The following is a 25,134-nucleotide window of genomic DNA, read 5'->3' on the forward strand; positions in this document are numbered from 1 at the left end:
ACGCCCGACGTGGCGGGACCGCCGCTGCGCCGCTACGCGATGGGCGTCGAGTACGACGGCAGCGCGTTCTCCGGCTGGCAGCGCCTGACCCGGCCCGGCGCCCCGGAGCGGCCGGACGAGCCGACGGTGCAGGGCGCGCTCGAGCGTGCGCTGTCGTTCGTTGCCGGCCGCCCGATCGACACCGTCTGCGCCGGTCGGACCGACGCCGGCGTGCACGGGGCGGGGCAGGTCGTCCATTTCGACGGACCGGCCGACCGCGACGTGCGCGGCTGGGTGCTCGGCACCACGTCGCAGCTGCCGCCGTCGGTGTGCGCGCGCTGGTGCGTGCCGGTCGCCGACGACTTCCACGCGCGGTTCTCGGCGCGCGCGCGGCGCTACCGGTACCGGATCCTCAACCGCACCGTCCGCCCGGCGCTGCAGCGCCAGTATCTGAGCTGGGAGCGCCGCCCGCTCGATGCCGACGCCATGCACCGCGCCGCCCAGGCGCTGCTCGGCGAGAACGACTTCTCGGCGTTCCGCACCGTGCACTGCCAGGCGCCGCACGCGCGCCGCGAGCTGCAGTACATCCACGTGCGGCGCGAGACGGACATTGTCGAGGTGGAAGTGCAGGCCAACGCGTTCCTGCACCACATGGTCCGCAACATCGTCGGCAGCCTGCTGGTGGTCGGCCGCGGCGACGCGGCGGAGGGCTGGATCGCCGAACTGCTCGCCGGCCGCGACCGCACGCTGGCCGGTCCCACCGCGCCGGCCGCGGGGCTGGTGTTCCTCGGGCCGCGTTACCCGGCAGAATGGGGCCTTCCCGCCGACGTCAGCCTGTGAGCCCGCCATGACCCGCCTGCCGTACCGCACCCGGATCAAGTTCTGCGGCCTGACCCGCGCCGGCGACGTGCGCCTGGCGAGCGAGCTCGGCGCCGACGCGGTCGGCTTCATCTTCGCCGAGAACAGCCGCCGCCGCGTCGCCGCCACGGAGGCGCGCGCGATGCGCCAGGCGCTGGCGCCGCTGGTCGACGTGGTCGCGCTGTTCCAGGACAACCCGGTCGACCAGGTGCGCGAGGTGGTGCGCCAGGTGCGCCCGAGCCTGCTGCAGTTCCACGGCAACGAAGACGACGCGTTCTGCCGGGCGTTTGGCGTGCCGTACCTGAAGGCGATCGCGATGGGCAGCGACGACCCGACGCCGACCCCGGGCCAGCTGATCGGCCGCTACCCGGCGGCGGCCGGCTTCCTGTTCGACAGTCACGGCGGCGGCCACTCCGGCGGAAGCGGCCAGACGTTCGACTGGCGGCGCCTGCCGAGCGGGCTGAACCGCCCGTTCCTGCTCGCCGGAGGACTGACGCCGGACAACGTCTTCGACGCGATCGTCGCGACGATGCCTTGGGGCGTGGACGTGTCCAGCGGCATCGAAAGCGAGCCGGGCATCAAGGACGGCGAGCGCATGCACCGGTTCGTCGCCGAGGTGCGGCGCGCCGACTGCCACGTCGACTGAGCGCCCACCGGCGCGCCGCGCATCGTTTCGCCCCGCGCCTGCGTACCTGTGGCTGCGCGACCGGCGCGGGACCTTTGGCCCTACACTCCAGAGTTCGCCGCCGCAGCGCGCGACCCCCTTCCCAGACGTGTCCGATCGATGTCCGCCCAGCCGCTATCCCCCGAGCCGCAGTCCGGCTCGATCACCGATTTCCACGCGTATCCCGATGCTGCCGGCCACTTCGGCCGCTTCGGCGGGCGCTTCGTCGCCGAGACGCTGATCGGGCCGCTGGAGGAACTGGCGACCGCCTACGATGCCGCGCGCGTCGATCCGGCCTTCATCGCCGAGTTTGATGCCGACCTGGCGCACTACGTCGGCCGGCCGAGCCCGATCTACCACGCGCAGCGGCTGAGCGAGCACGCCGGCGGCGCGCGCATCCTGCTCAAGCGCGAGGACCTGAACCACACCGGCGCGCACAAGATCAACAACACCATTGGCCAGGCGATGCTCGCCAAGCGGATGGGCAAGACCCGCATCATCGCCGAGACCGGCGCCGGCCAGCACGGCGTGGCGTCGGCCACCGTTGCCGCGCGGCTCGGGCTGGAGTGCGTGGTCTACATGGGCGCGACCGACATCCAGCGCCAGGCGATCAACGTGTTCCGCATGAAGCTGCTCGGCGCGACCGTCGTGCCGGTGACCAGCGGCTCGGCGACGCTGAAGGACGCGCTGAACGAGGCGATGCGCGACTGGGTGACCAACGTACGCGACACGTTCTACATCATCGGCACGGTCGCCGGCCCCGACCCGTACCCGCGCATGGTCCGCGACTTCAACGCCGTGGTCGGCCGCGAGGCGCGCGCGCAGATGCTGGCCGAGTACGGGCGGCTGCCCGACGCGGTCACCGCCTGCGTCGGCGGAGGCAGCAACGCGATCGGCATCTTCCACGCCTTCCTCAACGACCCGTTGGTGCGCATCGTCGGGGCCGAGGCGGCCGGCGACGGCATCGACACCGGCCGCCACGCCGCGTCGCTCGCGGCCGGCCGCCCGGGCGTACTGCACGGCAACCGCACGTACGTCATCTGCGACGACGACGGCCAGATCATCGAGACCCATTCGGTATCGGCAGGCCTGGACTACCCGGGCGTCGGACCGGAGCACGCGTTCCTGAAGGACACCGGGCGCGGCGAGTACGTCGGCGTGACCGACGACGAAGCGCTCGCCGCGTTCCACCTGCTGTGCCGCACCGAGGGCATCATCCCGGCGCTCGAGTCCAGCCATGCGATCGCCCAGGCGGTGAAGCTCGCCCGCGAGCTGCCGAAGGACGGCATCGTGCTGTGCAACCTGTCCGGCCGCGGCGACAAGGACGTGAACACCGTGGCGATGCGCGAGGGGCTGTCGCTCTGACGCCCGCACCGTGCGAACCGGCCCGCCGCGGACGGTTCGCGCGTCGAATCCACCCCGAGACCCCGCGCCACGCGTCGACACCGACGCCGCGCCCCAGACCCGAGTGCCTGCCTTGAGCCGCATCGACCGCCGCTTCGCCCAGCTCCAGTCCACCGGCCGCAAGGCGCTGGTCCCGTTCGTCACCGCGGGCGACCCCTCGCTGGACGCGACGGTGCCGGTCATGCACGCGCTGGCCGCGGCCGGCGCCGACGTGATCGAGCTGGGCGTGCCGTTTTCCGATCCGATGGCCGACGGCCCGACGATCCAGCGCAGCTCCGAGCGCGCGATCGTGCGCGGAGCGGGGCGGGCGTTCGTGCTCGAGGCCGTGCGCCAGTTCCGCGAGCGCGACGAAGACACGCCAGTGGTGCTGATGGGCTATCTGAATCCGGTCGAGATCCGCGGTGCCGAGCGTTTCGCCCGCGAAGCGGTGGCGGCCGGCGTCGACGGCGTGCTGCTGGTCGACCTGCCGCCGGAGGAGGCCGCCGAGTTCCGCGCGGCGTTCGCGCCGCACGGCCTGACCCTGATCCTGCTGGCATCGCCGACGACCAGTCCCGAGCGCATGGCGCTGCTGCAGGCGCAGGCCGAGGGCTACCTGTACTACGTCAGCTTCGCCGGCGTGACCGGCGCGTCGGACCTGCTCGACACCGGGGCGGCCGGCGCCCGCCTGCACGAGATCCGCGCCGGCAGCCGGGCCCCGGTCGTGGCCGGGTTCGGCATCAAGGACGCCGCCAGCGCGCTGGCGATGTCGCGCGAGGCCGACGGCGTGGTCGTTGGCAGCGCCTTGGTCGCGGCGCTGGCGGACGCGTCCGACCCGGCCCAGGCCGCGCGGGACTTCCTGGCCCCGCTGCGGGCGGCGCTCGACGGGGCCGCTTGACCCCTGCGCTAGACTGACGCGCTTCGGCCCGCGCCGCCCCACCGGCGCCGGCGGCCCAACGCTGTACGTCAGATGCCGGCCCCGCGCCGGACTACACGGGAATCACTGCATGTCGTGGCTCAAGAAACTCATGCCGTCCGGGATCCGCACCGGCATCCGCACCGACGCCGGCGCGACCAAGCGCCGCAGCGTGCCCGAGGGGCTGTGGGAGAAGTGCGACCGCTGCGGCGCGGTGCTGTACCGGCCCGAGCTCGAGGAGAACCTCGAGGTCTGCCCGAAGTGCAGCTTCCACATGCCGATCCGCGCCCGCGCGCGGCTGGCCTCGCTGTTCGACGCCGGCACCACCGCGGAAATCGCGGGCGACCTCGGCCCGGTCGACGTGCTGAAATTCAAGGACCAGAAAAAGTACGCCGACCGCATCAAGGCCGCGCAGAAATCCACCGGCGAGCGCGACGCGCTGGTCGCGATGCAGGGCAAGCTCAAGGGCCGCGACCTGGTGGCGGCGTCGTTCGATTTCGCGTTCATGGGCGGCTCGATGGGTTCGGTCGTCGGCGAGCGCTTCGCCCGCGCGGCCGAGACGGCCGCCGAGCTCGGCTGCCCGTTCGTGTGCTTCTCCGCCAGCGGCGGCGCGCGCATGCAGGAAAGCCTGTTCTCGCTGATGCAGATGGCCAAGACGTCGGCCGCGCTGGGCCGCCTGCGTGCGAAGGGCCTGCCGTACATCTCGGTGCTGACGCACCCGACCACCGGCGGCGTGTCGGCGTCGTTCGCGATGCTGGGCGACCTCAACATCGCCGAGCCCGAAGCCCTGATCGGCTTCGCCGGACCGCGCGTGATCGAGCAGACCGTGCGCGAGACCCTGCCGGAGGGCTTCCAGCGGTCGGAGTTCCTGCTCGACCACGGTGCGATCGACCAGATCGTCGACCGCCGCGAGCTGCGCGACCACCTGGCGCACGTGCTGGCGATGCTGATGAAGCAGCCCGTCCCCGAGGACGACGCCGAGGTGGCCGCGTGAGCCGCCGCTACTTCGGCACCGACGGCATCCGCGGACGGGTCGGCGACGGTCCGATCTCGGCCGACTTCGTGCTGCGGCTGGGCAACGCCTACGGCCACGCGCTGCGCGCGGCCAACGACGCGCGCGGCTGGCGCAAGCCGGTGGTGATCATCGGCAAGGACACGCGCATTTCGAACTACATGTTCGAGGCCGCGCTCGAGGCCGGGCTGGTCGCGGCCGGCGTCGACGTGCAGCTGATGGGCCCGATGCCGACCCCGGCCGTCGCCCACCTGACCCACTCGATGCGCGCCGACGGCGGCATCGTGATTTCCGCCTCGCACAACCCGCACCACGACAACGGCATCAAGTTCTTCTCGGCGATGGGCGAGAAGCTCGACGACGCGACCGAGCTGGCGATCGAGGCCGCGCTCGACCAGCCGTTCAGCACCGTGCCGTCGGAGCAGCTCGGCAAGGCGCTGCGCACCCGCGACGCGCTCGGCCGCTACATCGAGGCCTGCAAGTCGTCGGTGCCGAAGGGCTTCGACCTCGGCGGCATGCGCATCGCGATGGACTGCGCGCACGGCGCGACGTACCAACTCGGCCCGCTGGTGCTGCGCGAGCTCGGTGCGCGCGTCGATGCGATCGGCGTCGACCCGAACGGGCTGAACATCAACGACGGCGTGGGTTCGACCCACCCCGAGACGCTCGCCGCGCGCGTGCTGGAGACGAAGGCCGACCTGGGCATCGCGTTCGACGGCGACGGCGACCGGGTGCTGTTCGTCGACGGCGACGGCGTGGTCTGCGACGGCGACGACCTGCTGTACGTGCTGGCGACCGACTGGCAGGACACCGGGCGCCTGCGCGGCCCGGTCGTGGGCACGCTGATGACCAACTTCGGCCTCGAGCAGGCGCTGCAGCGCCGCGGCATCGGGCTCCTCCGGGCCAAGGTCGGCGACCGCTACGTGCACCAGCAACTGCACGCGAACGACGCCGTGCTCGGCGGCGAGACCTCCGGCCACCTGCTGTGCCTGGACCGCGCCAGCACCGGCGACGGCATCGTCAGCGCGCTGCAGGTGCTCGAAGTGCTGCGCCGTCGCGGCCTGAGTCTGAAGCAGGCCCGCGAAGGCCTCACCAAGGTCCCGCAGAAGACGGTGAACGTGCGCTACAACGGCGCCAGCAAGCCGGCCGAAGCGCCGTCGGTGCAGGCCGCACTCGCGGAGGCGCAGGCGGCCGTGGCCGGCCGCGGCCGCGCGTTCCTGCGCCCGTCCGGAACCGAGCCGGTGGTGCGGGTAACGGTCGAGGCCGACGACGCCGCGCTGATGCAGCGGACCGTCGACGCCCTCGCCGAGGCCGTCCGAAACGCCGCCGCCTGATCCGGATCAAGTCCCTCCCAGTCGCGTCAGACGACACTGACGCCTCGCCGCCTTTCCCAGTGAATGCCATGTCCCAGCCCCAGATCCCGACCCTCGACATCCAGCGCTTCGACACCGACCGCGACGCCTTCGTCGCCGAACTGGGCGCGGCGTACCGCGAGTGGGGCTTCGCCGGCATCCGCAACCACGGCATCCCGCAGGCACTGATCGACGACGCCTACCGCGTGTTCTCGGCATTCTTCGCGCTGCCGGAAGACGTCAAGCGCCAGTACCACGTTGCCGGCGGCGGCGGTGCGCGCGGCTATACGCCGTTCGGCGTCGAGACGGCGAAGGGCGCGAAGTACTCCGACCTCAAGGAGTTCTGGCACATCGGCCGGGAGATTCCGGCCGACTCGAAGTACCGCGACGTGATGCCGCCGAACCTGTGGCCGACCGAGGTTCCGGGCTTCCGCGAGACGGGCTACGCCCTGTACGAGGCGCTCGACCAGCTCGGCTCGCGCGTGCTGTCGGCGCTTGCGCTGCACATCGGCCTGCCGGCGGACTATTTCGTCGACAAGACCGACTCGGGCAACTCGATCCTCCGGCCGATCCACTACCCGCCAATCACCGCCGACGACATCCCGAACGTGCGCGCCGGCGCGCACGAGGACATCAACCTGATCACGCTGCTGGTCGGCGCCAGCGCCGCCGGCCTCGAGGTCAAGTCGCGCAAGCGCGAGTGGGTGCCGTTCACCGCCGACGCCGACACGATCGTCGTCAACATCGGCGACATGCTGCAGCGGCTGACCAACCACGTGTACCCGTCGACCACCCACCGCGTGGTCAACCCGCCGGGCGAGCAGGCGCGCCAGCCGCGCTACTCCACCCCGTTCTTCCTGCACCCGAACCCGGATTTTGTGATCGACGTGCTGCCGTCGTGCGTGTCGGCCGACAATCCGAGCCGCTACCCCGAGCCGATCACCGCGCAGGGTTACCTCGAAGAACGGCTGCGCGAGATCAAGCTGAAGTAGGCGGTCTCACCCGCGCACGGCGACGCCGGCGGCCTGCAGCGCCTTGCGCCAGGCCGCCGTTTTCGTTTCCAGCCGGTGCGACGCGTTGGCCGGGCTGGTCGACGGCAGCGCGATCAGGGTCGGCGATACGTCCAGCGACGGCAGCACGAAGCGGCGGAACGCGGCATGGGCCTTGCCGCCGTTCAGCAGCACGGTTCGCACGCCGGGGTGGGCCGCGAAGAACGCGGCGAAATCGTTGACCTGCGCCGTGGCGTCGACGATCGCGCTGTCGAGGCTGCCGGGCCGCTCGGCGCGCGCGAACACGTCCCACAGCGCGATCCGCGCGTCGACCAGCCGCTGCAGGCGCGCGGCGTAGGGCAGGGACGGGGCCGCGCCGACCAGTTCGCCCATGATCGGCCAGAAGGCGTTGCGCGGGTGGGCGTAGTACTGGACCGCGTGCAGCGATGCCACGCCCGGCAGGCTGCCGAGCACCAGCGCGACCGCGTCGGGGGCCGACGACGGGCCGAATCCGCTCACGTGCCGCGCGTCCATCGCCCTCAGTCCGCGTCGCGGAAGTCGCGCGCCTTGCTGGCGACCAGCGCGCGCGCCAGCGGTTCGGGCAGGTACTTGGCGAGCGCCGCGATCGTGCGGTTGACCGCCCCGGTGACGCAGCGCGCCTGCCCACGCTCGACCGCGTCGAGGCCTTCGCGCGCGACCGACGCGGCGTCCTGCCACAGCCAGGGCGGCAGGCGCGAGATGCGCTCGCGCATGCCGTTCACGTCGTGGAACTCGGTGTAGGTGAAACCGGGGCACAGCGCGGTCACGTGCACGCCATGAGGCTGCATCTCCGCGTGCAGGCACTCGCTGAAGCGGATCATCAGCGCCTTGGACGCACCGTAGAGCGTGTGGCCGGCCGACGCCGGCACGAGTCCGGCCAGCGACGCGACGTTGACGATCCGGCCATAGCCACGGGACTGCATGGCGGGCGCGAACCGGTGGGTCAGTTCCGCCGGCGACGCCACCAGCACCTGCAGGAAGTCGGCATGTGTGCGCCAATCGCAAGACAGGTAGCGTCCGGGTACCCCGTACCCGGCATTGTTGACGAGGTGCGCGACGTGCAGGCCGCGCTCATCGACTGCCGACTCCAGGGCCTGAGCGCTGCGCGGGTCGGCCAGGTCCGCGGCGACGACGTGCACGTCGACCTGCGGCCGCAGGGACTGGGCCAGCGATTCGAGCCGTTCGACGCGGCGCGCGGTCAGCACCAGCGGCACGCCGCGCCGCGCGTACTCGCGCGCAAATGCCGCGCCGATGCCGCTGGAGGCGCCGGTGACCAGCGCATGGCCGCGGGAGGAGGGCGGGATTGCAGCGGATTGGTGGGCCGTCATGCGGGGATTATTGCCGGTGATGCCGGTGCGCTGGGCTAGAATTCTCGCTTTCGGATGATTGGAGTGCGCCGATGCGTCGTCGGATCGTGGCGGGGAACTGGAAGCTGCATGGCGACCGCGATTTCGCGTTCAAGCTGCTCGACGAGGTCGTCGACGCGGCGGCGCCGGCGGGCGTCGAGCGGCTGATCCTGCCGCCGCTGCCGTACCTGGGCGAGCTGGTCGAGCGGTACGGACCGCGCGGCCTGAGGTTCGGTGCCCAGGACGTCAGTGCACATGCAAAGGGCGCGTTCACCGGCGAAGTGTCCGCGGCGATGCTCAAGGACGTGGGCGCGGTGTACGGCCTGGTCGGCCATTCCGAGCGTCGCCAGCACCACGGCGAAAGCAGCCACCTCGTTGCCCGCAAGTTCGTCGCGGCCAAGGCCGCGGGTCTCGTGCCGATCCTGTGCGTCGGCGAGAGCCTCCACGAGCGCGAGGACGGCCAGACCGAGTGGCGGATCGAGGAGCAGCTCGGCCCGGTGTTCGAGCTGGCCGGCGCCTCGGCCTTCGAAGGGGCGATCGTCGCCTACGAGCCGGTCTGGGCAATCGGCACCGGCCGCACCGCCACGCCGGAGCAGGCGCAGGCCGTGCACGCATTCATTCGTGGCGAAATCGGCGCGCGCGATGCTAGAATCGCGGACTCGCTGCCGATCTTGTACGGCGGCAGCGTGAAGGCCGATAATGCCGCGTCGCTGTTCTCGCAGCCCGACGTCGACGGCGGCCTGGTCGGTGGGGCCTCGCTGGTCGCGACCGACTTCATCGCCATCGCCCAGGCGGCGGCACACTAGGTAATTCACGGATTCTTTCGATGCTGCTGTTCGCCAACATCATCTACGTGCTGGTCGCCATCGCGATGGTCGCGCTGATCCTCATGCAGCGCGGCGCCGGTGCGCAGGCGGGCTCCGGCTTCGGCGGCGGCGCGTCCGGCACGGTGTTCGGCTCGCGCGGCTCGTCGAACTTCCTGTCCAAGGCCACCAAGTGGCTGGCGATCGCGTTCTTCGGCATCAGCCTGTTCATGGCGTGGAACCAGACGCGCCAGGCCCGCGAGGTTGCCCCGGCGGCGACCGACCTCGGCCTGATGTCGCAGGTGCCCGTCGCGCCGGCCGCAGGGCCGGCAGTTCCCGCGGCACCGGCGTCGAGCACGGCCCCGGCCGCTAGCGGCACGGTCCCGGCCGCCGCCCCGGCGCCGACGGACGTGCCGCCGGCCGCGCCGACGCAGGAACCGACGCAGCCCGCTTCTGGGGGCTGATCCGAACACGTATCATTCGTTTCACGCGCTGCGGCCAGGATGGCCGGAGCGTCGGCCCGCGGGTCACACCGCAGCGGCCGCAACGACCGGGATGGACGGTCCCGGTCACGGCCCAACGGCCGGATAAAAGTTTCATGCCCAGATGGCGGAATTGGTAGACGCACTACCTTGAGGTGGTAGCGACTTCGGTCGTGGGGGTTCGAGTCCCCCTTTGGGCACCATATCCAGCAACACCAGCTCCAAGAGTGGGCCCGCGCGGCGGGCCTGACGCGCGGCACGGACGGGTGCCGCCGAGCCAAGGCCGCGGTTGTCCGCGGCCGTCGCCTTGAGTGAAGCCGAGAGAACACACGTGCTGGCCGAATACCTGCCGACCCTGCTGTTCCTGATCGTCGCCGGCGGTATCGGCGTCGCCCTGCTGGTGGTGGGCCAGGTGCTCGGACCCAGGCGTCCGACCGTCGAGAAGCTCGCCCCGTACGAATGCGGCTTCGAGGCCTTCGAGGACGCGCGCATGCAGTTCGACGTGCGCTACTACCTCATCGCGATCCAGTTCATCATTTTCGATCTCGAGATCATCTTCATCGTCCCGTGGACGCTGGTGTACGCCGAGCTCGGCGCGCGCTCGCTGGTGACGATGGGCCTGTTCGTCGGGATGCTGCTGCTGGGGTTCGTCTACGTGTGGAAGAAGGGCGCGCTGGAATGGGAGTGATGCCGTGAGCCTCGTTCAGACCGTCTCCAACCTGATGCACAACCCGCTGCCCGAAGGGCGGCTGGACGACATCCTGCTGCCGGAAGCCGACAACCCGGTGATGCAGCAGGGTTTCGTGACTACGAACCTCGACACCCTGTGGAACTGGGCGCGCACCGGCTCGATGTGGCCGATGACCTTCGGCCTGGCCTGCTGCGCGGTCGAGATGATGCACGCCGGCGCCGCGCGCCTGGACCTGGACCGCTACGGCGTGGTGTTCCGCCCGTCGCCGCGCCAGTCCGACGTGATGATCGTGGCCGGCACGCTGGTCAACAAGATGGCCCCGGCGCTGCGCAAGGTCTACGACCAGATGCCCGACCCGAAGTGGGTCATCTCGATGGGCAGCTGCGCCAACGGCGGTGGCTACTACCACTACTCGTACTCGGTCGTCCGCGGCTGCGACCGCATCGTGCCGGTCGACGTCTACGTGCCGGGCTGTCCGCCGACCGCCGAGGCGCTGGTGTACGGCATCCTGCAGCTGCAGAAGAAGATCCGTCGCGGCACCAACTTCGGCGACCAGAAGCAGGGTGTGCGCTGACATGGCGGGCACCGTTGCGGCACTGATCGAGCGCCTGCGCGCGCGTTTCGCGGACGCGGCCATCCACGTGGCCGAGCCGCGCGGCGAGGTGACCCTCGAGGTCGCCGCGTCGGACTGGCTGGACGCCGCCACCGCGCTGCGCAACGAATTCGGCTTCGAGGTCTGTGTCGACGTCAGCGGCGTCGACTACCTCAGCTACGGAAGCGACGAGTGGGACACCGAGGTGTCCTCGGAAGGCTTCTCGCGCGGCGTGGAAGGCAAGAGCGCCGGCCGCTTCCGCTGGGGCGAGGCGGTCAACGCCTCGGGCCTGGTGCCGGCGCGCCGCTTCGCCGCGGTGGCCCACCTGCTGTCGTGCCAGCACAACCAGCGCGTGCGGCTGCGCACCTTCGCCGAGAACGACGACCTGCCGGTCGTGGCGTCGCTGACCGGCGTCTGGCCCGGCACCAACTGGTTCGAGCGCGAGGCGTTCGATCTGTACGGCATCATCTTCGACGGCCATCCGGACCTGCGCCGGATCCTGACCGACTACGGTTTCGTCGGCCACCCGTTCCGCAAGGACTTCCCGCTGATCGGCAACGTCGAGGTCCGCTACGACGCCGACAAGCGCCGCGTCGTGTACGAGCCGGTGACGTCTGTCGAGCCGCGCGTCGGCGTGCCGCGCGTGATCCGCGATGACGCGCGCTACCAGACCGCGGTGGCGGAAGGGCAGGCGCGCATGGCCGCCCACCAGGCGGAGGTGAAGAAGTGAACGCACCGCTGCGCCATGGCGCTTCCAGCACGTCCGGCCTGCTCAACGCCGAGATCCGCAACTACACGCTGAACTTCGGCCCGCAGCATCCGGCCGCGCATGGCGTGCTTCGCCTGATCCTTGAAATGGACGGCGAGGTGGTGCAGCGTGCCGACCCTCACGTGGGCCTGCTCCATCGCGGCACCGAGAAGCTGGCCGAGTCCAAGCCGTTCAACCAGTCGATCGGCTACATGGACCGGCTCGACTACGTCTCGATGATGTGCAACGAGCACGCCTACGTGCTCGCGATCGAACGGCTGATGGGGATCGAGGCGCCGGAGCGGGCGCAGTGGATCCGCACGATGTTCGACGAGATCACCCGCATCCTGAACCACCTGATGTGGGTCGGGTCGAACGCGCTCGACCTCGGCGCGATGGCGGTGTTCCTGTACGCGTTCCGCGAGCGCGAAGAGCTGATGGACTGCTACGAGGCGGTGTCGGGCGCGCGCATGCACGCCGCGTACTACCGCCCGGGCGGCGTCTATCGCGACCTGCCGGCGCAGATGCCGCGCTACAAGGAGTCGCCGTGGCGCAAGGGCCAGAACCTCAAGCGCTTCAACGAGTGGCGCGAGGGGTCGATGCTCGACTACCTCGAGCGCTTCACCGAGGACTTCCCGAAGCGCGTCGATGAATACGAAACGCTGCTGACCGAGAACCGCATCTGGAAGCAGCGCACCGTCGGCGTGGGCGTGATCCCGCCGGAGAAGGCGCTGGCGTGGGGCATGAGCGGCCCGATGATCCGCGGCTCCGGCATCGCCTGGGACCTGCGCAAGAAGCAGCCCTACGCGCGCTACGCCGACGTGGACTTCGACATTCCGGTGGGCACCAACGGCGACTGTTACGACCGCTACCTGGTCCGCGTCGCCGAGATGCGCGAGTCCAACCGCATCATCCAGCAGTGCGTGAAGTGGCTGAAGGCCAATCCGGGCCCGGTCATCATCGACAACTTCAAGGTCGCGCCGCCGTCCCGCGAGGGGATGAAGGACGACATGGAAGCGCTGATCCACCACTTCAAGCTGTTCTCCGAGGGCTATTGCGTGCCGGCCGGCGAGACCTACGCCGCGGTCGAAGCGCCCAAGGGCGAGTTCGGCTGCTACCTGGTGTCGGACGGGGCAAACAAGCCGTTCCGCGTGAAGCTGCGCGCGCCGGGCTTCGCCCACCTGTCGTCGATGGACGAGGTCGTCAAGGGCCACATGCTGGCCGACGTGGTGGCGATGATCGGCACCTACGACATCGTGTTCGGCGAGATTGACCGTTAAGGCGGAGCGCGCCGGCCAGCGTGCGGGCGCCGTTGAGGATTCGAGCGAATGAAGGCGACAGGCAATTTCGAGGCCACCCAGCACGTCGACCCGATGGTCGCGCTGAGCGACGCCACGCGTGCGCACATCGACCACTGGCTGGCGAAGTTCCCGCCGGACCGCAAACGGTCGGCGGTGCTGCAGGGCCTGCATGCCGCGCAGGAACAGAACGGCGGCTGGCTGAGCGACGAGCTGATCGCGGCGGTGGCCAAGTACCTCGGCCTGCCGCCGGTGTGGGCCTACGAGGTCGCGAGCTTCTACTCGATGTTCGAGACCCAGAAGGTCGGCCGCCACAACGTCGCGTTCTGCACCAACATCAGCTGCTGGCTCAACGGCGCCGAGGACCTCGTCGCCCACGCCGAGAAGAAGCTCGGCTGCAAGCTGGGCGAGTCCACCGCCGACGGCCGCATCTTCCTCAAGCGCGAGGAAGAGTGCCTGGCCGCGTGCGCCGGTGCGCCGATGGCGGTGATCAACGGCCACTACCACGAGAAGCTCGACGCGGCGAAGGTCGACGAGCTGCTCGACGGCCTGAAGTGAGGCGGACAATCGAATGAGCTCGCACTCGCACCACGACTACTCCAAGGGCTACGGCCCGGTCGGCCCGGCCCCGCAGGAGCACAACGTCGTCTACACGACGCTGCACTACGACACGCCGTGGTCTTACGAGAATTACCTGAAGACCGGCGGCTACGCGGCGCTGCGCAAGATCCTGACCGAGAAGATGGACCCGAATGCGGTCATCGACATGGTCAAGGCGTCGGGCCTGCGCGGCCGCGGCGGCGCGGGCTTCCCGACCGGCCTGAAGTGGAGCTTCATGCCGAAGGGCAGCGGCACCCAGAAGTACATCCTGTGCAACTCGGACGAGTCGGAGCCGGGCACCTGCAAGGACCGCGACATCCTGCGCTTCAACCCGCACGCGGTCGTCGAGGGCATGGCGATCGCCTGCTACGCGACCGGCTCGACGGTGGCCTACAACTACCTGCGCGGCGAGTTCCACCACGAGCCGTTCGAGCATTTCGAGCAGGCGCTGAAGGAAGCCTACGAGAACGGCTGGCTGGGCAAGAACGTGCTCGGCAGCGGCGTGGACATCGATATCTACGGCGCGCTCGGCGCCGGCGCATACATCTGCGGCGAAGAGACCGCGCTGATGGAGTCGCTGGAAGGCAAGAAGGGCCAGCCGCGCTACAAGCCGCCGTTCCCGGCCAACTTCGGGCTGTTCGGCAAGCCCACCACGATCAACAACACCGAGACCTACGCATCGGTGCCGGCGATCATCCGCAACGGCGCCGAATGGTTCCTCAACCTCGGCAAGCCGAACAACGGCGGGCCGAAGGTGTTCTCGGTGTCGGGCCACGTCAACAACCCGGGCAACTTCGAAGTGCGCCTGGGGACGCCGTTCTCCGAGCTGCTGCAGATGGCCGGCGGCGTGCGCAACGGCCGCACGCTCAAGGGCGTGATCCCGGGCGGCTCGTCGATGCCGGTGCTGCCGGCCGACGTGATGATGGGCTGCACGATGGACTACGACTCGATCCAGAAGGCCGGCTCCGGCCTCGGCTCGGGGGCGGTCATCGTGATGGACGACAGCACCTGCATGGTGCGCGCCTGCCACCGGATCGCGCGCTTCTACTTCAAGGAGAGCTGCGGCCAGTGCACGCCGTGCCGCGAGGGCACCGGCTGGATGTACCGCATGCTCGGCCGCATCGTCGACAAGCAGGCCACGCTTGAGGACCTGCACATGCTGCGCGCCGCCGCCGGCCAGATCGAAGGCCACACCATCTGCGCGTTCGGCGAGGCCGCCGCGTGGCCGGTGCAGGGTTTCCTGCGCCACTACTGGAACGAGTTCGAGTACGCGATCGTGAACAAGCGCTTCCTCGTCGACGACCAGGCCGCCGGGCTCGTGCAGGAGGCCGCATGAGCGACGTCGTGAATGCGCCGGCCGCGCCGGTCGTCCCGGAAGGCCACGTCGCGATCGAGATCGACGGCGTCGCGATGACCGCGCCGAAGGGCTCGATGATCATCCAGGCCGCCGACAAGGCCGGCATCCCGATCCCGCGCTTCTGCTACCACGACAAGCTGAGCATCGCGGCCAACTGCCGCATGTGTCTGGTCGAAGTCGAGAAGATGCCCAAGCCGGCGCCGGCCTGCGCCACGCCGGTGATGGACGGCATGAAGGTCGTCACCCGCAGCGACAAGGCGCTGAAGTCGCAGCGCAACGTGATGGAGTTCCTGCTGGTCAACCACCCGCTGGACTGCCCGATCTGCGACCAGGGCGGCGAGTGCGAGCTGCAGGACCTGTCGATGGGTTACGGCCGATCGGTCAGCCGCTTCGCCGAGCGCAAGCGCGTCGTGCCGGACGAGGACATCGGCCCGCTGGTCGCCACCGAGATGACCCGCTGCATCCAGTGCACGCGCTGCGTGCGCTTCACCGCGGAGATCGCCGGTACGTACGAGCTGGGCGGCATGTACCGCGGCGAGAACCTGCAGATCGGCACCTACGACGGCAAGCCGTTGACGACCGAGCTGTCGGGCAACGTCATCGACGTGTGCCCGGTCGGCGCGCTGACCAACAAGGTGTTCCAGTTCAAGGCCCGTCCGTGGGAGCTGGTCGCGCGCGAGTCGCTCGGCTACCACGACGCGCTGGGCAGTAACCTGTTCCTGCACGTGCGCCGCGGCGACGTGCTGCGCACGGTGCCGCGCGACAACGACTCGGTCAACGAGTGCTGGCTGTCCGACCGCGACCGCTACTCGCACCAGGGCCTGTACGCCGACGACCGCGCGATCGTGCCGATGATCAAGCTCGCCGGCGAATGGCGCGACGCCACGTGGGACGAGGCGCTCGCCCGCGCCGCGCAGATCCTGCGCGACAACGGCGGCGACAATCTCGGCATCCTGGTCCATCCGGCAACCTCGAACGAGGAGGGCGCGCTGTTGGCGGCAATGGCGCAGGGCCTGGGCACCGGCAACCTCGACCACCGCATTTCGCAGCACGACCTGTCCGATGCCGCCGTCGCCGCGCCTTTCGCGATGCCGGTCGCTGAACTCGAATCGGCCGACGTTATCGTCATCGTCGGCTCGAACCTGCGCCATGAACTGCCGCTGGTCCACCAGCGCGTGCGCAAGGCGGCGCTGAAGGGCGCCAAGGTGCACGTGGTCAACCCGGTCGACTTCGACGTGACGTTCGACGTGGCGTCCAAGCACCTCGTCGCGCCGTCGCAGCTGGCGGCCACGCTGGCCGGCCCGGCGATCGCCGAGGCGCTGTCGGGCGCCAGCCGGGCCGCGATCATCGTCGGCGCGCTCGCCGAGAACGGCGTGCACGCCGCGGCGATCCGCCAGGCGGCGAGCAATCTGGCGGCCGCGACCGGCGCCAGGCTATGCCGCGTCCCGCAGGGCGCCAACGCCGTCGGTCTCACCGACTATGGCGTCCTGCCGACCGCGCGCGACGCGCGCGACATGCTCGCGCAGCCGCGGTCCGGCTACGTGATCTACGGAATCGAACCCGGCCTCGACTTCGCCGACGCGGCCACCGCGAACCGCGCCCTCGGCGCCGCCCAGGTCGTTGCGTTCAGCCATTTCGCCTGCCGCTCGACCCGCGCCGTCGCCGACGTGATCCTGCCGATCGGCGCGCTGCCCGAGATCGACGCGACGTTGACCAACCTCGACGGCCGCCAGCAGTCCGCGGTCGCCGGCGGTAAGTTGCCGGGCCAGACCCGTGCGGGCTGGCGCGTACTCCGTGCCCTCGGTGGCGAGCTCGGCCTGCCGGGCTTCGATTTCGTCGATCTCGCCGGCGCGCGCGCCGCGATGGCGATGCGTGACGTCGCTCCGGTCGCCGGCAGTGCGCCGGCCACTGGAAGCGAGGGTCTCGAACTCGCCGTCAGCTCCGCCATCTACCGCACCGACGGCGTCGTCCGCCGCGCGGCCGCCCTGCAGTCGCACCCGCTGAACCTCGCCCCGCGTGCGGTGGTGCACCCGGACGACGCGCAGGCGCTCGGCCTCGCCGATGGCACGGTGGCCGGGTTTACCGCCGATGCCGGCACCGCCACGCTTCCGGTGTCGACCAGCGCCAAGGTCGCGCGCGGCACGGTGTGGGTCGAGGGTGGACATGGCGCGACCGCGCCGCTCGGCGCCGCACGCGTGCAGGCGGGGAGGGCATGAGCACCATGGAACTGCTGAACTCGATCCTCCAGGCCGGCGTGGGCCAGATGCTGACCACCAACGTCGTCGACCCGTTCCACGGCTGGCTGACGGGCTTCGGCGCCGTCGGCGCGCTGGCGTGGATCGTGGTGAAGATCCTGCTGATCGCGATGCCGGTGATCATCACCGTGGCGTTCTACGTGGTCTGGGAGCGCAAGCTGATCGGCTGGATGCACGTGCGCCACGGGCCGATGTACGTCGGCATGGGCATCCTCCAGGCCTTCGCGGACGTCTTCAAGCTGCTGTTCAAGGAAGTCATCCAGCCCACGCGCGCCGAGCCGTTCCTGTTCAAGCTCGCGCCGCTGCTGGCGCTGGCGCCGGCGTTCGCGGCGTGGGCGGTGGTGCCGTTCGACGCGCAGGTCGTGCTTTCGAACGCCAACGCCGGCCTGCTGTACCTGCTGGCGATGACCTCGCTGGGCGTGTACGGCGTGATCCTCGCCGGCTGGGCATCGAACTCGAAGTACGCGTTCCTCGGTGCGATGCGCGCGGCGGCGCAGGTGGTCAGCTACGAGATCGCGATGGGCTTCGCGCTGGTCGGCGTGCTGATCGCCTCGCGCAGCCTCAACCTCAGCGACATCGTCATGGCGCAGGCCGGCAACGCCGGCGCGTTCGAGTGGTTCTGGCTGCCGCTGCTGCCGCTGTTCGTCGTGTACTTCATCTCCGGCGTGGCCGAGACCAACCGCGCGCCGTTCGACGTGGTCGAAGGCGAGTCCGAGATCGTCGCCGGCCACATGGTCGAGTACTCCGGCTCGGCGTTCTCGCTGTTCTTCCTGGCCGAGTACGCGAACATGATCCTGGTCAGCTTCCTGACCTCGATCTTCTTCCTCGGCGGCTGGCTCAGCCCGTTCCACGGCCTGGGGATTCCGTTCCTGTCGGTCGACGGCTGGTGGTGGCTGCTGCTGAAGGTGTTCTTCTTCGCCAGCTGCTTCATCTGGTTCCGCGCCTCGTTCCCGCGCTACCGCTATGACCAGATCATGCGGCTGGGCTGGAAGGTGTTCATCCCGTTGACCATCGTGTGGATCGCCGTCACCGCGCTGATGGCCTTCTTCGACGTCTTCACGCCGGGCCGGTAAGCAAGGCAGCCAGGGCAGACATGAATCAGAACCGTAAATTCACGGTGGTCGGCTACCTCAAGAGCCTGCTGCTGATCGAGCTCGCACAGGGGCTTTGGCTGACGCTGAAGTACCTGTTCAAGCCGAAGTACACGCTGATGTACCCGATGGAGAAGACGCCGCAGTCGCCGCGCTTCCGCGGCATCCACGCGCTGCGCCGCTACCCGAACGGCGAAGAGCGCTGCATCGCGTGCAAGCTGTGCGAGGCCGTGTGCCCGGCGCTGGCCATCACGATCGACTCGGAGAAGCGCGCCGACGGCACCCGCCGCACGACGCGCTACGACATCGACCTGTTCAAGTGCATCTTCTGCGGGTTCTGCGAGGAGTCGTGCCCGGTCGACTCGATCGTGGAGACGCACATCCACGAGTACCACTTCGACCAGCGCGGCCAGAACGTGCTCACCAAGCCCAAGCTGCTGGCCATCGGCGACCGCCTCGAGGCGGAAATCGCCGAGCGCCGCGCCGCCGACGCGCCTTTCCGCTGAGGACGCCATGGATCCCGTCCACTTCGCCTTCCTCGTCTTCGCCGCCGCCGCGATCGTCTCGGCGCTCGGCGTCATCAGCCTGCGCAACCCGGTCCACGCCGCGCTGTGCCTGGTGCTGACCTTCTTCTCCGTCGCCTGCACCTGGATCATTTCCGGCGCCGAGTTCCTCGGAATCGCGCTGATCCTGGTCTACGTCGGCGCGGTGATGGTGCTGTTCCTGTTCGTCGTGATGATGCTCGACATCGACGTCGCCCCGTTGCGGGAAGGCTTCGTGCGCTACCTGCCGGTCGGGCTGCTGGTGGCGGTGGTGATGCTGGTCGAGATCGTCACGCTGATCGGGGTCAAGGCCAGTCTGGCCGCGCCGTTCGCCGAGAACGTCGCCAGCGGCGCCGATGTCCCCAACACCACGTGGCTGGCGCGTGCGCTGTTCACCGGCTTCCTGCTGCCGTTCGAGGTCGCTGCGGTGATCCTGACGGTCGCGGTGATTGCCGCGGTGATGCTGACGCTGCGTCGGCGCCCGGGCGCCAAGCACCAGGACCCGAGCGCCCAGGCGCGGGTCCGTGCCGGCGACCGCCTGCGCATGGTGCGCATGGACGCGGTCCGGCCGGCGCCGCCGGCGGCTGCGGCCGACCAGGAGACGACCCCGTGAACCTGATGGCTGGCGTGACCCTCGGCCACTACCTGGCCCTTGCCGCGGCGCTGTTCTGCATCAGCGTCGCCGGCATCTTCCTCAACCGCAAGAACGTGATCGTGCTGCTGATGTCGATCGAGCTGATGCTGCTCGCGGTCAACATCAACTTCGTCGCGTTCTCGCGCGAGCTGGGCGACCCGTCGGGGCAGGTGTTCGTGTTCTTCATCCTGACCGTCGCGGCCGCCGAGGCCGCCATCGGCCTGGCGATCCTCGTCACGCTGTTCCGCAACCGGCGCACGATCAACGTCGCCGAAATCGATTCGATGAAGGGCTGAGCCGATGCCGGGCATGGAGTTCGCGATTTCCAAGTCGGTGCTGCTGGCCGTGGTGCTCGCGCCGCTGCTCGGCGCGATCCTGGCGGGCCTGTTCGGCCGGCGGATCGGCCGGGTCGGCGCGCACAGCGTTACCATCCTCGGCGTGGCCACCAGCTTCGCGCTGTCGGCCTACGTGCTGTGGCAGCTGGTCGGGCAGGGCGCCGCGCCGTTCAACGAGAACGTCTACACCTGGTTCCAGGTCGGCAGCTTCGACGCGCACGTCGGCTTCATGGTCGACAAGCTGACGGCGATGATGATGGTCGTGGTGACCTTCGTGTCGCTGCTGGTGCACGTCTACACGATCGGCTACATGGCCGAGGACGACGGCTACCAGCGCTTCTTCAGCTACATCTCGCTGTTCACCTTCTCGATGTTGATGCTCGTGATGAGCAACAACTTCCTGCAGCTGTTCTTCGGCTGGGAAGCGGTGGGCCTGGTCTCGTACCTGCTGATCGGGTTCTGGTTCAAGCGCCCGACCGCGGTGTTCGCCAACCTGAAGGCGTTCCTGGTCAACCGCGTCGGCGACTTCGGCTTCCTGCTCGGCATCGCCGCCGTGCTGCTGGTGTTCGGTTCGCTCGACTACGGCACCGTGTTCGCCAACGCGCCGACGATCGCCGGCCAGACCATCTCGGTGTGGTCGGGCAGCGTGACGGTGTTCGGCAACAGCTGGCAGCTGGTTGAGCCGTGGACATGGTCGATCGCCACGCTGATCTGCATCTGCCTGTTCATCGGCGCGATGGGCAAGTCGGCGCAGGTTCCGCTGCACGTGTGGCTGCCCGACTCGATGGAAGGCCCAACCCCGATCTCGGCGCTGATCCACGCCGCAACGATGGTCACCGCCGGCATCTTCATGGCCGCGCGCATGTCGCCGCTGTTCGAGCTGAGCCAGACCGCGCTGAACTTCGTGCTGTTCATTGGTGCGACCACGGCGTTCTGGACCGGCCTGATCGGCATCGTGCAGAACGACATCAAGCGCGTGGTCGCGTACTCGACGCTGTCGCAGCTGGGCTACATGACCGTCGCGCTCGGCGTGTCGGCGTACAGCGCGGGCGTGTACCACCTGATGACCCACGCGTTCTTCAAGGCGCTGCTGTTCCTCGGCGCCGGCTCGGTGATCATCGGGATGCACCACGAGCAGGACATGCGCCGGATGGGCGGCCTGAAGAAGTACATGCCGATCACCTACTGGACCATGGTGCTCGGCACCCTGGCGCTGGTCGGCACGCCGTTCTTCAGCGGCTTCTACTCGAAGGACACGATCATCGAGGCCGCGCACCACGCGGCGAAGGTCGGCAGCGCCGGCTGGGTCGGCCAGTACGCCTACTGGGCCGTGCTGCTGGGCGCGTTCGTCACCGCGTTCTACAGCTTCCGCCTGCTGTACCTGACGTTCCACGGCAAGGAGCGCTTCCGCGACGCGCACGCCGACGGCCACCACGGCCATGACGCCCACGACGCGCACGGCCACGACGACCACCACGGCCCGCACGAGCCGCACGAGTCGCCGTGGGTCGTCACCGTGCCGCTGATCCTGCTGGCGATCCCGTCGGTGCTGATCGGCTACCTGACCGTCGGCCCGATGCTGTTCGCGACCGACATGTCCGGCCACCACCCGCAGCTGCCGTTCTTCCTCGGCGCGATCGACGTGGCCGCCGCGCGCGACACCGTCGCGCAGCTCGGCAAGGAGCTGTGGCACGGTCCGGCGAAGTTCGCGCTGCACGGCTTCCAGGCGCCGGCGTTCTGGCTGGCCTTCGGCGGCTTCGCGCTCGCCACCGTGATGTACCTGCTCAAGCCGGAGTGGCCGGCGAAGGCGCGGCACGCGATGGCGTGGCCGGTGCGCGTGCTCGAGAATAAGTACGGCTTCGACAGCCTGTGGATCGACGGCTTCGCCGGTGGCGGTGTTGCGCTGGGCAAGGCCTCGCGCCTGTTCGACGCCCGGGTCATCGACGGCCTGATCGTCAACGGCAGCGCCCGCGTCGTGGACCTGGTCGCGCGTCTCGCGCGTCGGGTCCAGTCCGGCTACCTCTACCACTACGCCTTCGCGATGATCCTCGGCCTGATCGTGCTGCTCGCCGTCGTCATCCGACACTGGCAATAACCCGACCGGAACCGTCCAGTGACCTCTTGGCCCCTGCTTAGCCTCCTCATCTGGCTGCCGATCCTCGGCGGCGCCCTGACGCTCGCCTTCGGCAACGGGCGCGCCAACGGTGCGCGCTGGTTCGCCACCGGCGTCGCGGTGCTGACCTTGCTGCTCAGCGTGCCGCTGTTCACCGGCTTCGACTTCGCCAACGCCGGCATGCAGTTCGTCGAGGACCGCGCGTGGATCCCGGCGTACGACATCCGCTACCACCTCGGCGCCGACGGCATTGCCGCCGCGCTGATCGGGCTGACGACGTTGACCTCGGTACTGGTGTTGATTGGCGCGTGGGGCTCGGTCGACAAGCGGGTGAGCCAGTACTACGCGGCCTTCCTCGTGCTCGAGGGCCTGATGATCGGCGTGTTCGCCGCGCTCGACTCGATGCTGTTCTACGTGTTCTTCGAGGGCATGCTGATCCCGATGTTCATCATCATCGGCGTGTGGGGCGGCCCGCGCCGCGTGTACGCGTCGGTGAAGTTCTTCCTGTACACGTTCCTCGGCTCGCTGTTCATGCTGGTCGGGCTGATCTACCTGTACCTGAAGGGCGGCAGCTGGCAGCTCGCCGACCTGTACGCGCTGCCGCTGACGGCCACCGAGCAGATGTGGCTGTTCTTCGCCTTCCTGGCGGCGTTCGCGGTTAAGGTGCCGATGTTCCCGGTCCACACCTGGTTGCCGGATGCGCACGTCGAGGCGCCGACCGCCGGTTCGGTGGTGCTGGCGGCGATCATGCTGAAGATCGGCGGCTACGGCTTCCTGCGCTTCACGTTGCCGATCGTCCCCGACGCCGGCCACGAGTACGCCTGGCTGGTGATCGCGCTGAGCCTGATCGCGATCGTCTACGTCGGCCTGGTCGCGCTCGCCCAGGACGACATGAAGAAGCTGATCGCGTACTCGTCCGTGTCGCACATGGGCTTCGTCACGCTCGGCACGTTCATCGCCTTCGGCCTCGTGCGGGACTACGGCAACGTCGACGGCGCGCGCCTGGGCCTGCAGGGCGCGATGGTGCAGATGGTCAGCCACGGCTTCGTGTCCGGCGCGATGTTCACCTGCGTCGGCGTGCTGTACGACCGCATGCACAGCCGCATGATCAAGGACTACGGCGGCGTCGCCAACGTGATGCCGTGGTTCGCCGCATTCGTCGTGCTGTTCTCGATGGCCAACGCCGGCCTGCCGGGCACGTCGGGCTTTGTCGGCGAGTTCATGGTGATCCTCGCCAGCTTCCAGAAGCATCCGCTGATCGCGTTCACCGCGGCCACCACGCTGATCGTCGGTGCGGCCTACACGCTGTGGCTGGTCAAGCGCGTGATCTGGGGCGAGGTCGGCAATGCCCACGTCGCCGAGCTCGAGGACATCAACCCGCGCGAGGCCTTCGTCCTGGGCGCGTTCGCCGTCGGCGTGCTGCTGCTGGGCGTCTGGCCGAAGCCGCTGACCGACCTGATGGAGCCGTCGATCGCGCAGCTCGCCGCGCAGATCGCCACGTCCAAGCTGTAAGCCGCAGGGCTTCAACCCGCTGGGCTGCAATACGCCAACCCCGGCCGAACCCGCCAGCACCACCCGGAACCGCCTTCGATGACCCCAATGATGCCGTCCGCCGCCGACCTGCTGCCGCTGCTGCCCGAGCTCGTGCTCGTCGGCGCGGCGTTCGCGCTGCTGATGCTCGACCTGTTCCTCGACGAGCGGCGGCGCGTCGTCACCCACGCGCTGGCGATCGTGTCGCTGCTGGTGGCCGCGGCGATGGTCGCCACCGGCGTGGGCGGGCAGGGCACCGTCATGAGCGGCATGTTCGTGCGCGACACCGCGGCCGACGTGCTGAAGGTCGCGATGTGCCTGGTCGCGGCGCTGTCGATGGTCTACACCTGGCCGTACCTGCGCCAGCGCGGCCTGTACAAGGGCGAGGTCGCGGTGCTGATGCTGTTCGCGACGGCCGGCATGATGCTGCTGGTCTCGGCCGGCAGCCTGGTGATGGTGTACGTCGGCCTCGAGATGCTGGCGCTGTGCTCGTACGCGCTGGTGGCGATCGACCGCGACAGCCCGCTCGCGTCGGAAGCGGCGATCAAGTACTTCGTGCTCGGTTCGCTGGCGTCGGGCCTGCTGCTGTACGGCATGTCGCTGGTCTACGGCGCGACCGGCACGCTTGACCTGGCGGGCATCGGCGCGGCGGCGATGGCGACGCAGTCCAGCGCGCTGCTGGTGACCGGCGTGGTGTTCCTGGTCGCGGGCATCGCGTTCAAGTTCGGCGCGGCCCCGTTCCACATGTGGCTGCCGGACGTCTATCACGGCGCGCCGACGCCGATCACGCTGTTCATCGGCTCGGCGCCGAAGCTGGCGACGTTCGGCATGGCCTACCGCCTGCTCGAGATGGGCGCCGGCGGCCTCGACGATCGTTGGCGCCTGCTGCTCGCCGGCCTGGCCGTGGCGTCGCTGGCGATCGGCAACCTGTCGGCGATGGTGCAGAGCAATCTCAAGCGCCTGCTGGCGTACTCGACCGTGTCCCATGTCGGCTTCCTGTTCATCGGCCTCGCCGGTGGCGGCGCGCAGGGCATGGCGGCGTCGATGTTCTATGCGATCAGCTACGCGCTGATGTCGGCCGCGGCGTTCGGCGCGATCGTGGTGATGTCCAGCCGGGGCTTCGAAGCCGACCGCATCGACGACTACAAGGGCCTCAACGCCCGCAGCCCGTGGATGGCTGGCCTGATCCTGTGCGTGATGGCGTCGCTCGCCGGCCTGCCGCCGTTCCTGGGTTTCTGGGCGAAGCTGGCGGTGCTGCGCGCCGCGCTCGACGGCGGCCTGATGTGGCTGGCCATCGTCGGCGTCGTGTTCGCGGTGGTCGGCGCGTTCTATTACCTGCGCGTGGTAAAGGCCATGTACTTCGACGAACCCGACGGGCAGGTTCCCGAGCCGGTCAACAACCGGCCGCTGCGCATCGTGTTCGGCGTCAATGCGCTCGCGCTGCTCGCGCTCGGCTTTGCCTGGAACCCGATCATGGCGTGGTGCCAGCAGGCCTTCGCGGTCTGATCCGGCCGCACGCCCGACGCGG

The 25,134-nt window shown here is 69.5% G+C and carries 25 protein-coding genes and 1 tRNA gene; 24 read left to right on the forward strand and 2 right to left on the reverse strand.

The window, feature by feature from the left end; all coding sequences use genetic code 11:
- Positions 1-39: 39 nt before the first annotated feature.
- The 7 genes from truA (at position 40) to D3A60_RS07055 (ending at position 7,153) form a co-directional block, all read left to right on the forward strand.
- Positions 40-819, forward strand: a complete 780-nt coding sequence (gene truA, locus D3A60_RS07025; RefSeq protein WP_119719015.1) for a tRNA pseudouridine(38-40) synthase TruA — start codon at positions 40-42, stop codon at positions 817-819.
- Positions 820-826: 7 nt separating this feature from the next.
- Complete coding sequence (locus D3A60_RS07030; protein WP_119718000.1) at positions 827-1,483, forward strand: phosphoribosylanthranilate isomerase; 657 nt, start codon at positions 827-829, stop codon at positions 1,481-1,483.
- 138 nt (positions 1,484-1,621) lie between these two features.
- Positions 1,622-2,866: a tryptophan synthase subunit beta gene (trpB, locus tag D3A60_RS07035; RefSeq protein ID WP_119718001.1), complete on the forward strand. Its 1,245-nt coding sequence runs from the start codon at positions 1,622-1,624 to the stop codon at positions 2,864-2,866.
- 112 nt (positions 2,867-2,978) lie between these two features.
- On the forward strand, positions 2,979-3,779 hold the full coding sequence (trpA, locus tag D3A60_RS07040) for a tryptophan synthase subunit alpha (protein ID WP_119718002.1): 801 nt from the start codon (positions 2,979-2,981) through the stop codon (positions 3,777-3,779).
- 109 nt (positions 3,780-3,888) lie between these two features.
- Positions 3,889-4,791 carry an acetyl-CoA carboxylase, carboxyltransferase subunit beta gene (gene accD, locus D3A60_RS07045; protein ID WP_119718003.1) on the forward strand — a complete coding sequence of 301 codons (903 nt, stop codon included), beginning with the start codon at positions 3,889-3,891 and terminating at the stop codon, positions 4,789-4,791.
- Positions 4,788-6,143: a phosphoglucosamine mutase gene (gene glmM, locus D3A60_RS07050; RefSeq protein WP_119718004.1), complete on the forward strand. Its 1,356-nt coding sequence runs from the start codon at positions 4,788-4,790 to the stop codon at positions 6,141-6,143. The genes accD and glmM overlap by 4 nt, the downstream gene beginning before the upstream one ends.
- Before the next feature lie 68 nt (positions 6,144-6,211).
- Positions 6,212-7,153, forward strand: a complete 942-nt coding sequence (locus D3A60_RS07055) for an isopenicillin N synthase family dioxygenase (RefSeq protein WP_119718005.1) — start codon at positions 6,212-6,214, stop codon at positions 7,151-7,153.
- Between the two features lie 6 nt (positions 7,154-7,159).
- On the opposite strand, the gene D3A60_RS07060 is transcribed toward D3A60_RS07055, so the two are convergent.
- On the reverse strand, positions 7,160-7,669 hold the full coding sequence (locus D3A60_RS07060; RefSeq protein WP_231120432.1) for a DNA-deoxyinosine glycosylase: 510 nt from the start codon (positions 7,667-7,669) through the stop codon (positions 7,160-7,162).
- A 20-nt stretch (positions 7,670-7,689) separates the two neighbouring features.
- Positions 7,690-8,517: an SDR family NAD(P)-dependent oxidoreductase gene (locus tag D3A60_RS07065; protein WP_119718007.1), complete on the reverse strand. Its 828-nt coding sequence runs from the start codon at positions 8,515-8,517 to the stop codon at positions 7,690-7,692.
- 71 nt (positions 8,518-8,588) lie between these two features.
- On the opposite strand from D3A60_RS07065, the gene tpiA reads away from it, so the two are divergent.
- The 17 genes from tpiA to nuoN all read left to right on the forward strand — a co-directional run bounded on the left by tpiA (position 8,589) and on the right by nuoN (position 25,112).
- A complete protein-coding gene (gene tpiA / locus D3A60_RS07070) occupies positions 8,589-9,341 on the forward strand; it encodes a triose-phosphate isomerase (RefSeq protein WP_119718008.1) in 753 nt (250 codons plus the stop codon).
- A 20-nt stretch (positions 9,342-9,361) separates the two neighbouring features.
- On the forward strand, positions 9,362-9,802 hold the full coding sequence (gene secG, locus D3A60_RS07075) for a preprotein translocase subunit SecG (protein WP_119718009.1): 441 nt from the start codon (positions 9,362-9,364) through the stop codon (positions 9,800-9,802).
- A 136-nt stretch (positions 9,803-9,938) separates the two neighbouring features.
- Positions 9,939-10,023: transfer RNA gene (locus D3A60_RS07080), tRNA-Leu, on the forward strand.
- Positions 10,024-10,151: 128 nt separating this feature from the next.
- A complete protein-coding gene (locus tag D3A60_RS07085; RefSeq protein WP_119718010.1) occupies positions 10,152-10,508 on the forward strand; it encodes an NADH-quinone oxidoreductase subunit A in 357 nt (118 codons plus the stop codon).
- Between the two features lie 34 nt (positions 10,509-10,542).
- A complete protein-coding gene (locus D3A60_RS07090; RefSeq protein ID WP_407062774.1) occupies positions 10,543-11,085 on the forward strand; it encodes a NuoB/complex I 20 kDa subunit family protein in 543 nt (180 codons plus the stop codon).
- A gap of 1 nt (position 11,086) precedes the next feature.
- Positions 11,087-11,833, forward strand: a complete 747-nt coding sequence (locus D3A60_RS07095) for an NADH-quinone oxidoreductase subunit C (protein WP_119718012.1) — start codon at positions 11,087-11,089, stop codon at positions 11,831-11,833.
- Complete coding sequence (locus tag D3A60_RS07100) at positions 11,830-13,131, forward strand: NADH-quinone oxidoreductase subunit D (protein ID WP_119718013.1); 1,302 nt, start codon at positions 11,830-11,832, stop codon at positions 13,129-13,131. Before D3A60_RS07095 ends, D3A60_RS07100 begins: the two co-directional genes overlap by 4 nt.
- 48 nt (positions 13,132-13,179) lie before the next feature.
- Complete coding sequence (gene nuoE, locus D3A60_RS07105; RefSeq protein WP_119718014.1) at positions 13,180-13,707, forward strand: NADH-quinone oxidoreductase subunit NuoE; 528 nt, start codon at positions 13,180-13,182, stop codon at positions 13,705-13,707.
- Between the two features lie 13 nt (positions 13,708-13,720).
- A complete protein-coding gene (nuoF, locus tag D3A60_RS07110) occupies positions 13,721-15,085 on the forward strand; it encodes an NADH-quinone oxidoreductase subunit NuoF (protein ID WP_119718015.1) in 1,365 nt (454 codons plus the stop codon).
- The gene (gene nuoG, locus D3A60_RS07115; RefSeq protein WP_119718016.1) at positions 15,082-17,322 is read left to right on the forward strand and encodes an NADH-quinone oxidoreductase subunit NuoG; all 2,241 of its coding nucleotides are present in this window, start codon (positions 15,082-15,084) and stop codon (positions 17,320-17,322) included. Before nuoF ends, nuoG begins: the two co-directional genes overlap by 4 nt.
- Positions 17,323-17,369: 47 nt before the next feature.
- Positions 17,370-18,434 (forward strand): NADH-quinone oxidoreductase subunit NuoH, encoded by a 1,065-nt coding sequence (gene nuoH / locus D3A60_RS07120; RefSeq protein WP_119719016.1) that lies wholly within the window; start codon positions 17,370-17,372, stop codon positions 18,432-18,434.
- A 20-nt stretch (positions 18,435-18,454) separates the two neighbouring features.
- Positions 18,455-18,958, forward strand: a complete 504-nt coding sequence (gene nuoI / locus D3A60_RS07125) for an NADH-quinone oxidoreductase subunit NuoI (RefSeq protein ID WP_119718017.1) — start codon at positions 18,455-18,457, stop codon at positions 18,956-18,958.
- A gap of 7 nt (positions 18,959-18,965) precedes the next feature.
- Positions 18,966-19,607, forward strand: a complete 642-nt coding sequence (locus D3A60_RS07130; protein WP_119718018.1) for an NADH-quinone oxidoreductase subunit J — start codon at positions 18,966-18,968, stop codon at positions 19,605-19,607.
- A 5-nt stretch (positions 19,608-19,612) separates the two neighbouring features.
- Positions 19,613-19,924, forward strand: a complete 312-nt coding sequence (nuoK, locus tag D3A60_RS07135) for an NADH-quinone oxidoreductase subunit NuoK (RefSeq protein ID WP_119719017.1) — start codon at positions 19,613-19,615, stop codon at positions 19,922-19,924.
- A 13-nt stretch (positions 19,925-19,937) separates the two neighbouring features.
- Positions 19,938-22,058 carry an NADH-quinone oxidoreductase subunit L gene (nuoL, locus tag D3A60_RS07140; protein ID WP_119718019.1) on the forward strand — a complete coding sequence of 707 codons (2,121 nt, stop codon included), beginning with the start codon at positions 19,938-19,940 and terminating at the stop codon, positions 22,056-22,058.
- Positions 22,059-22,076: 18 nt separating this feature from the next.
- Positions 22,077-23,588, forward strand: coding sequence for an NADH-quinone oxidoreductase subunit M (locus D3A60_RS07145; protein WP_119718020.1), 1,512 nt, complete (start codon positions 22,077-22,079; stop codon positions 23,586-23,588).
- 78 nt (positions 23,589-23,666) lie between these two features.
- Positions 23,667-25,112, forward strand: a complete 1,446-nt coding sequence (gene nuoN, locus D3A60_RS07150) for an NADH-quinone oxidoreductase subunit NuoN (RefSeq protein ID WP_119718021.1) — start codon at positions 23,667-23,669, stop codon at positions 25,110-25,112.
- Positions 25,113-25,134 lie beyond the last annotated feature (22 nt).

It is taken from the genome of Cognatilysobacter tabacisoli, assembly GCF_003586305.1.
GTDB classification, from domain to species: domain Bacteria; phylum Pseudomonadota; class Gammaproteobacteria; order Xanthomonadales; family Xanthomonadaceae; genus Cognatilysobacter_A; species Cognatilysobacter_A tabacisoli.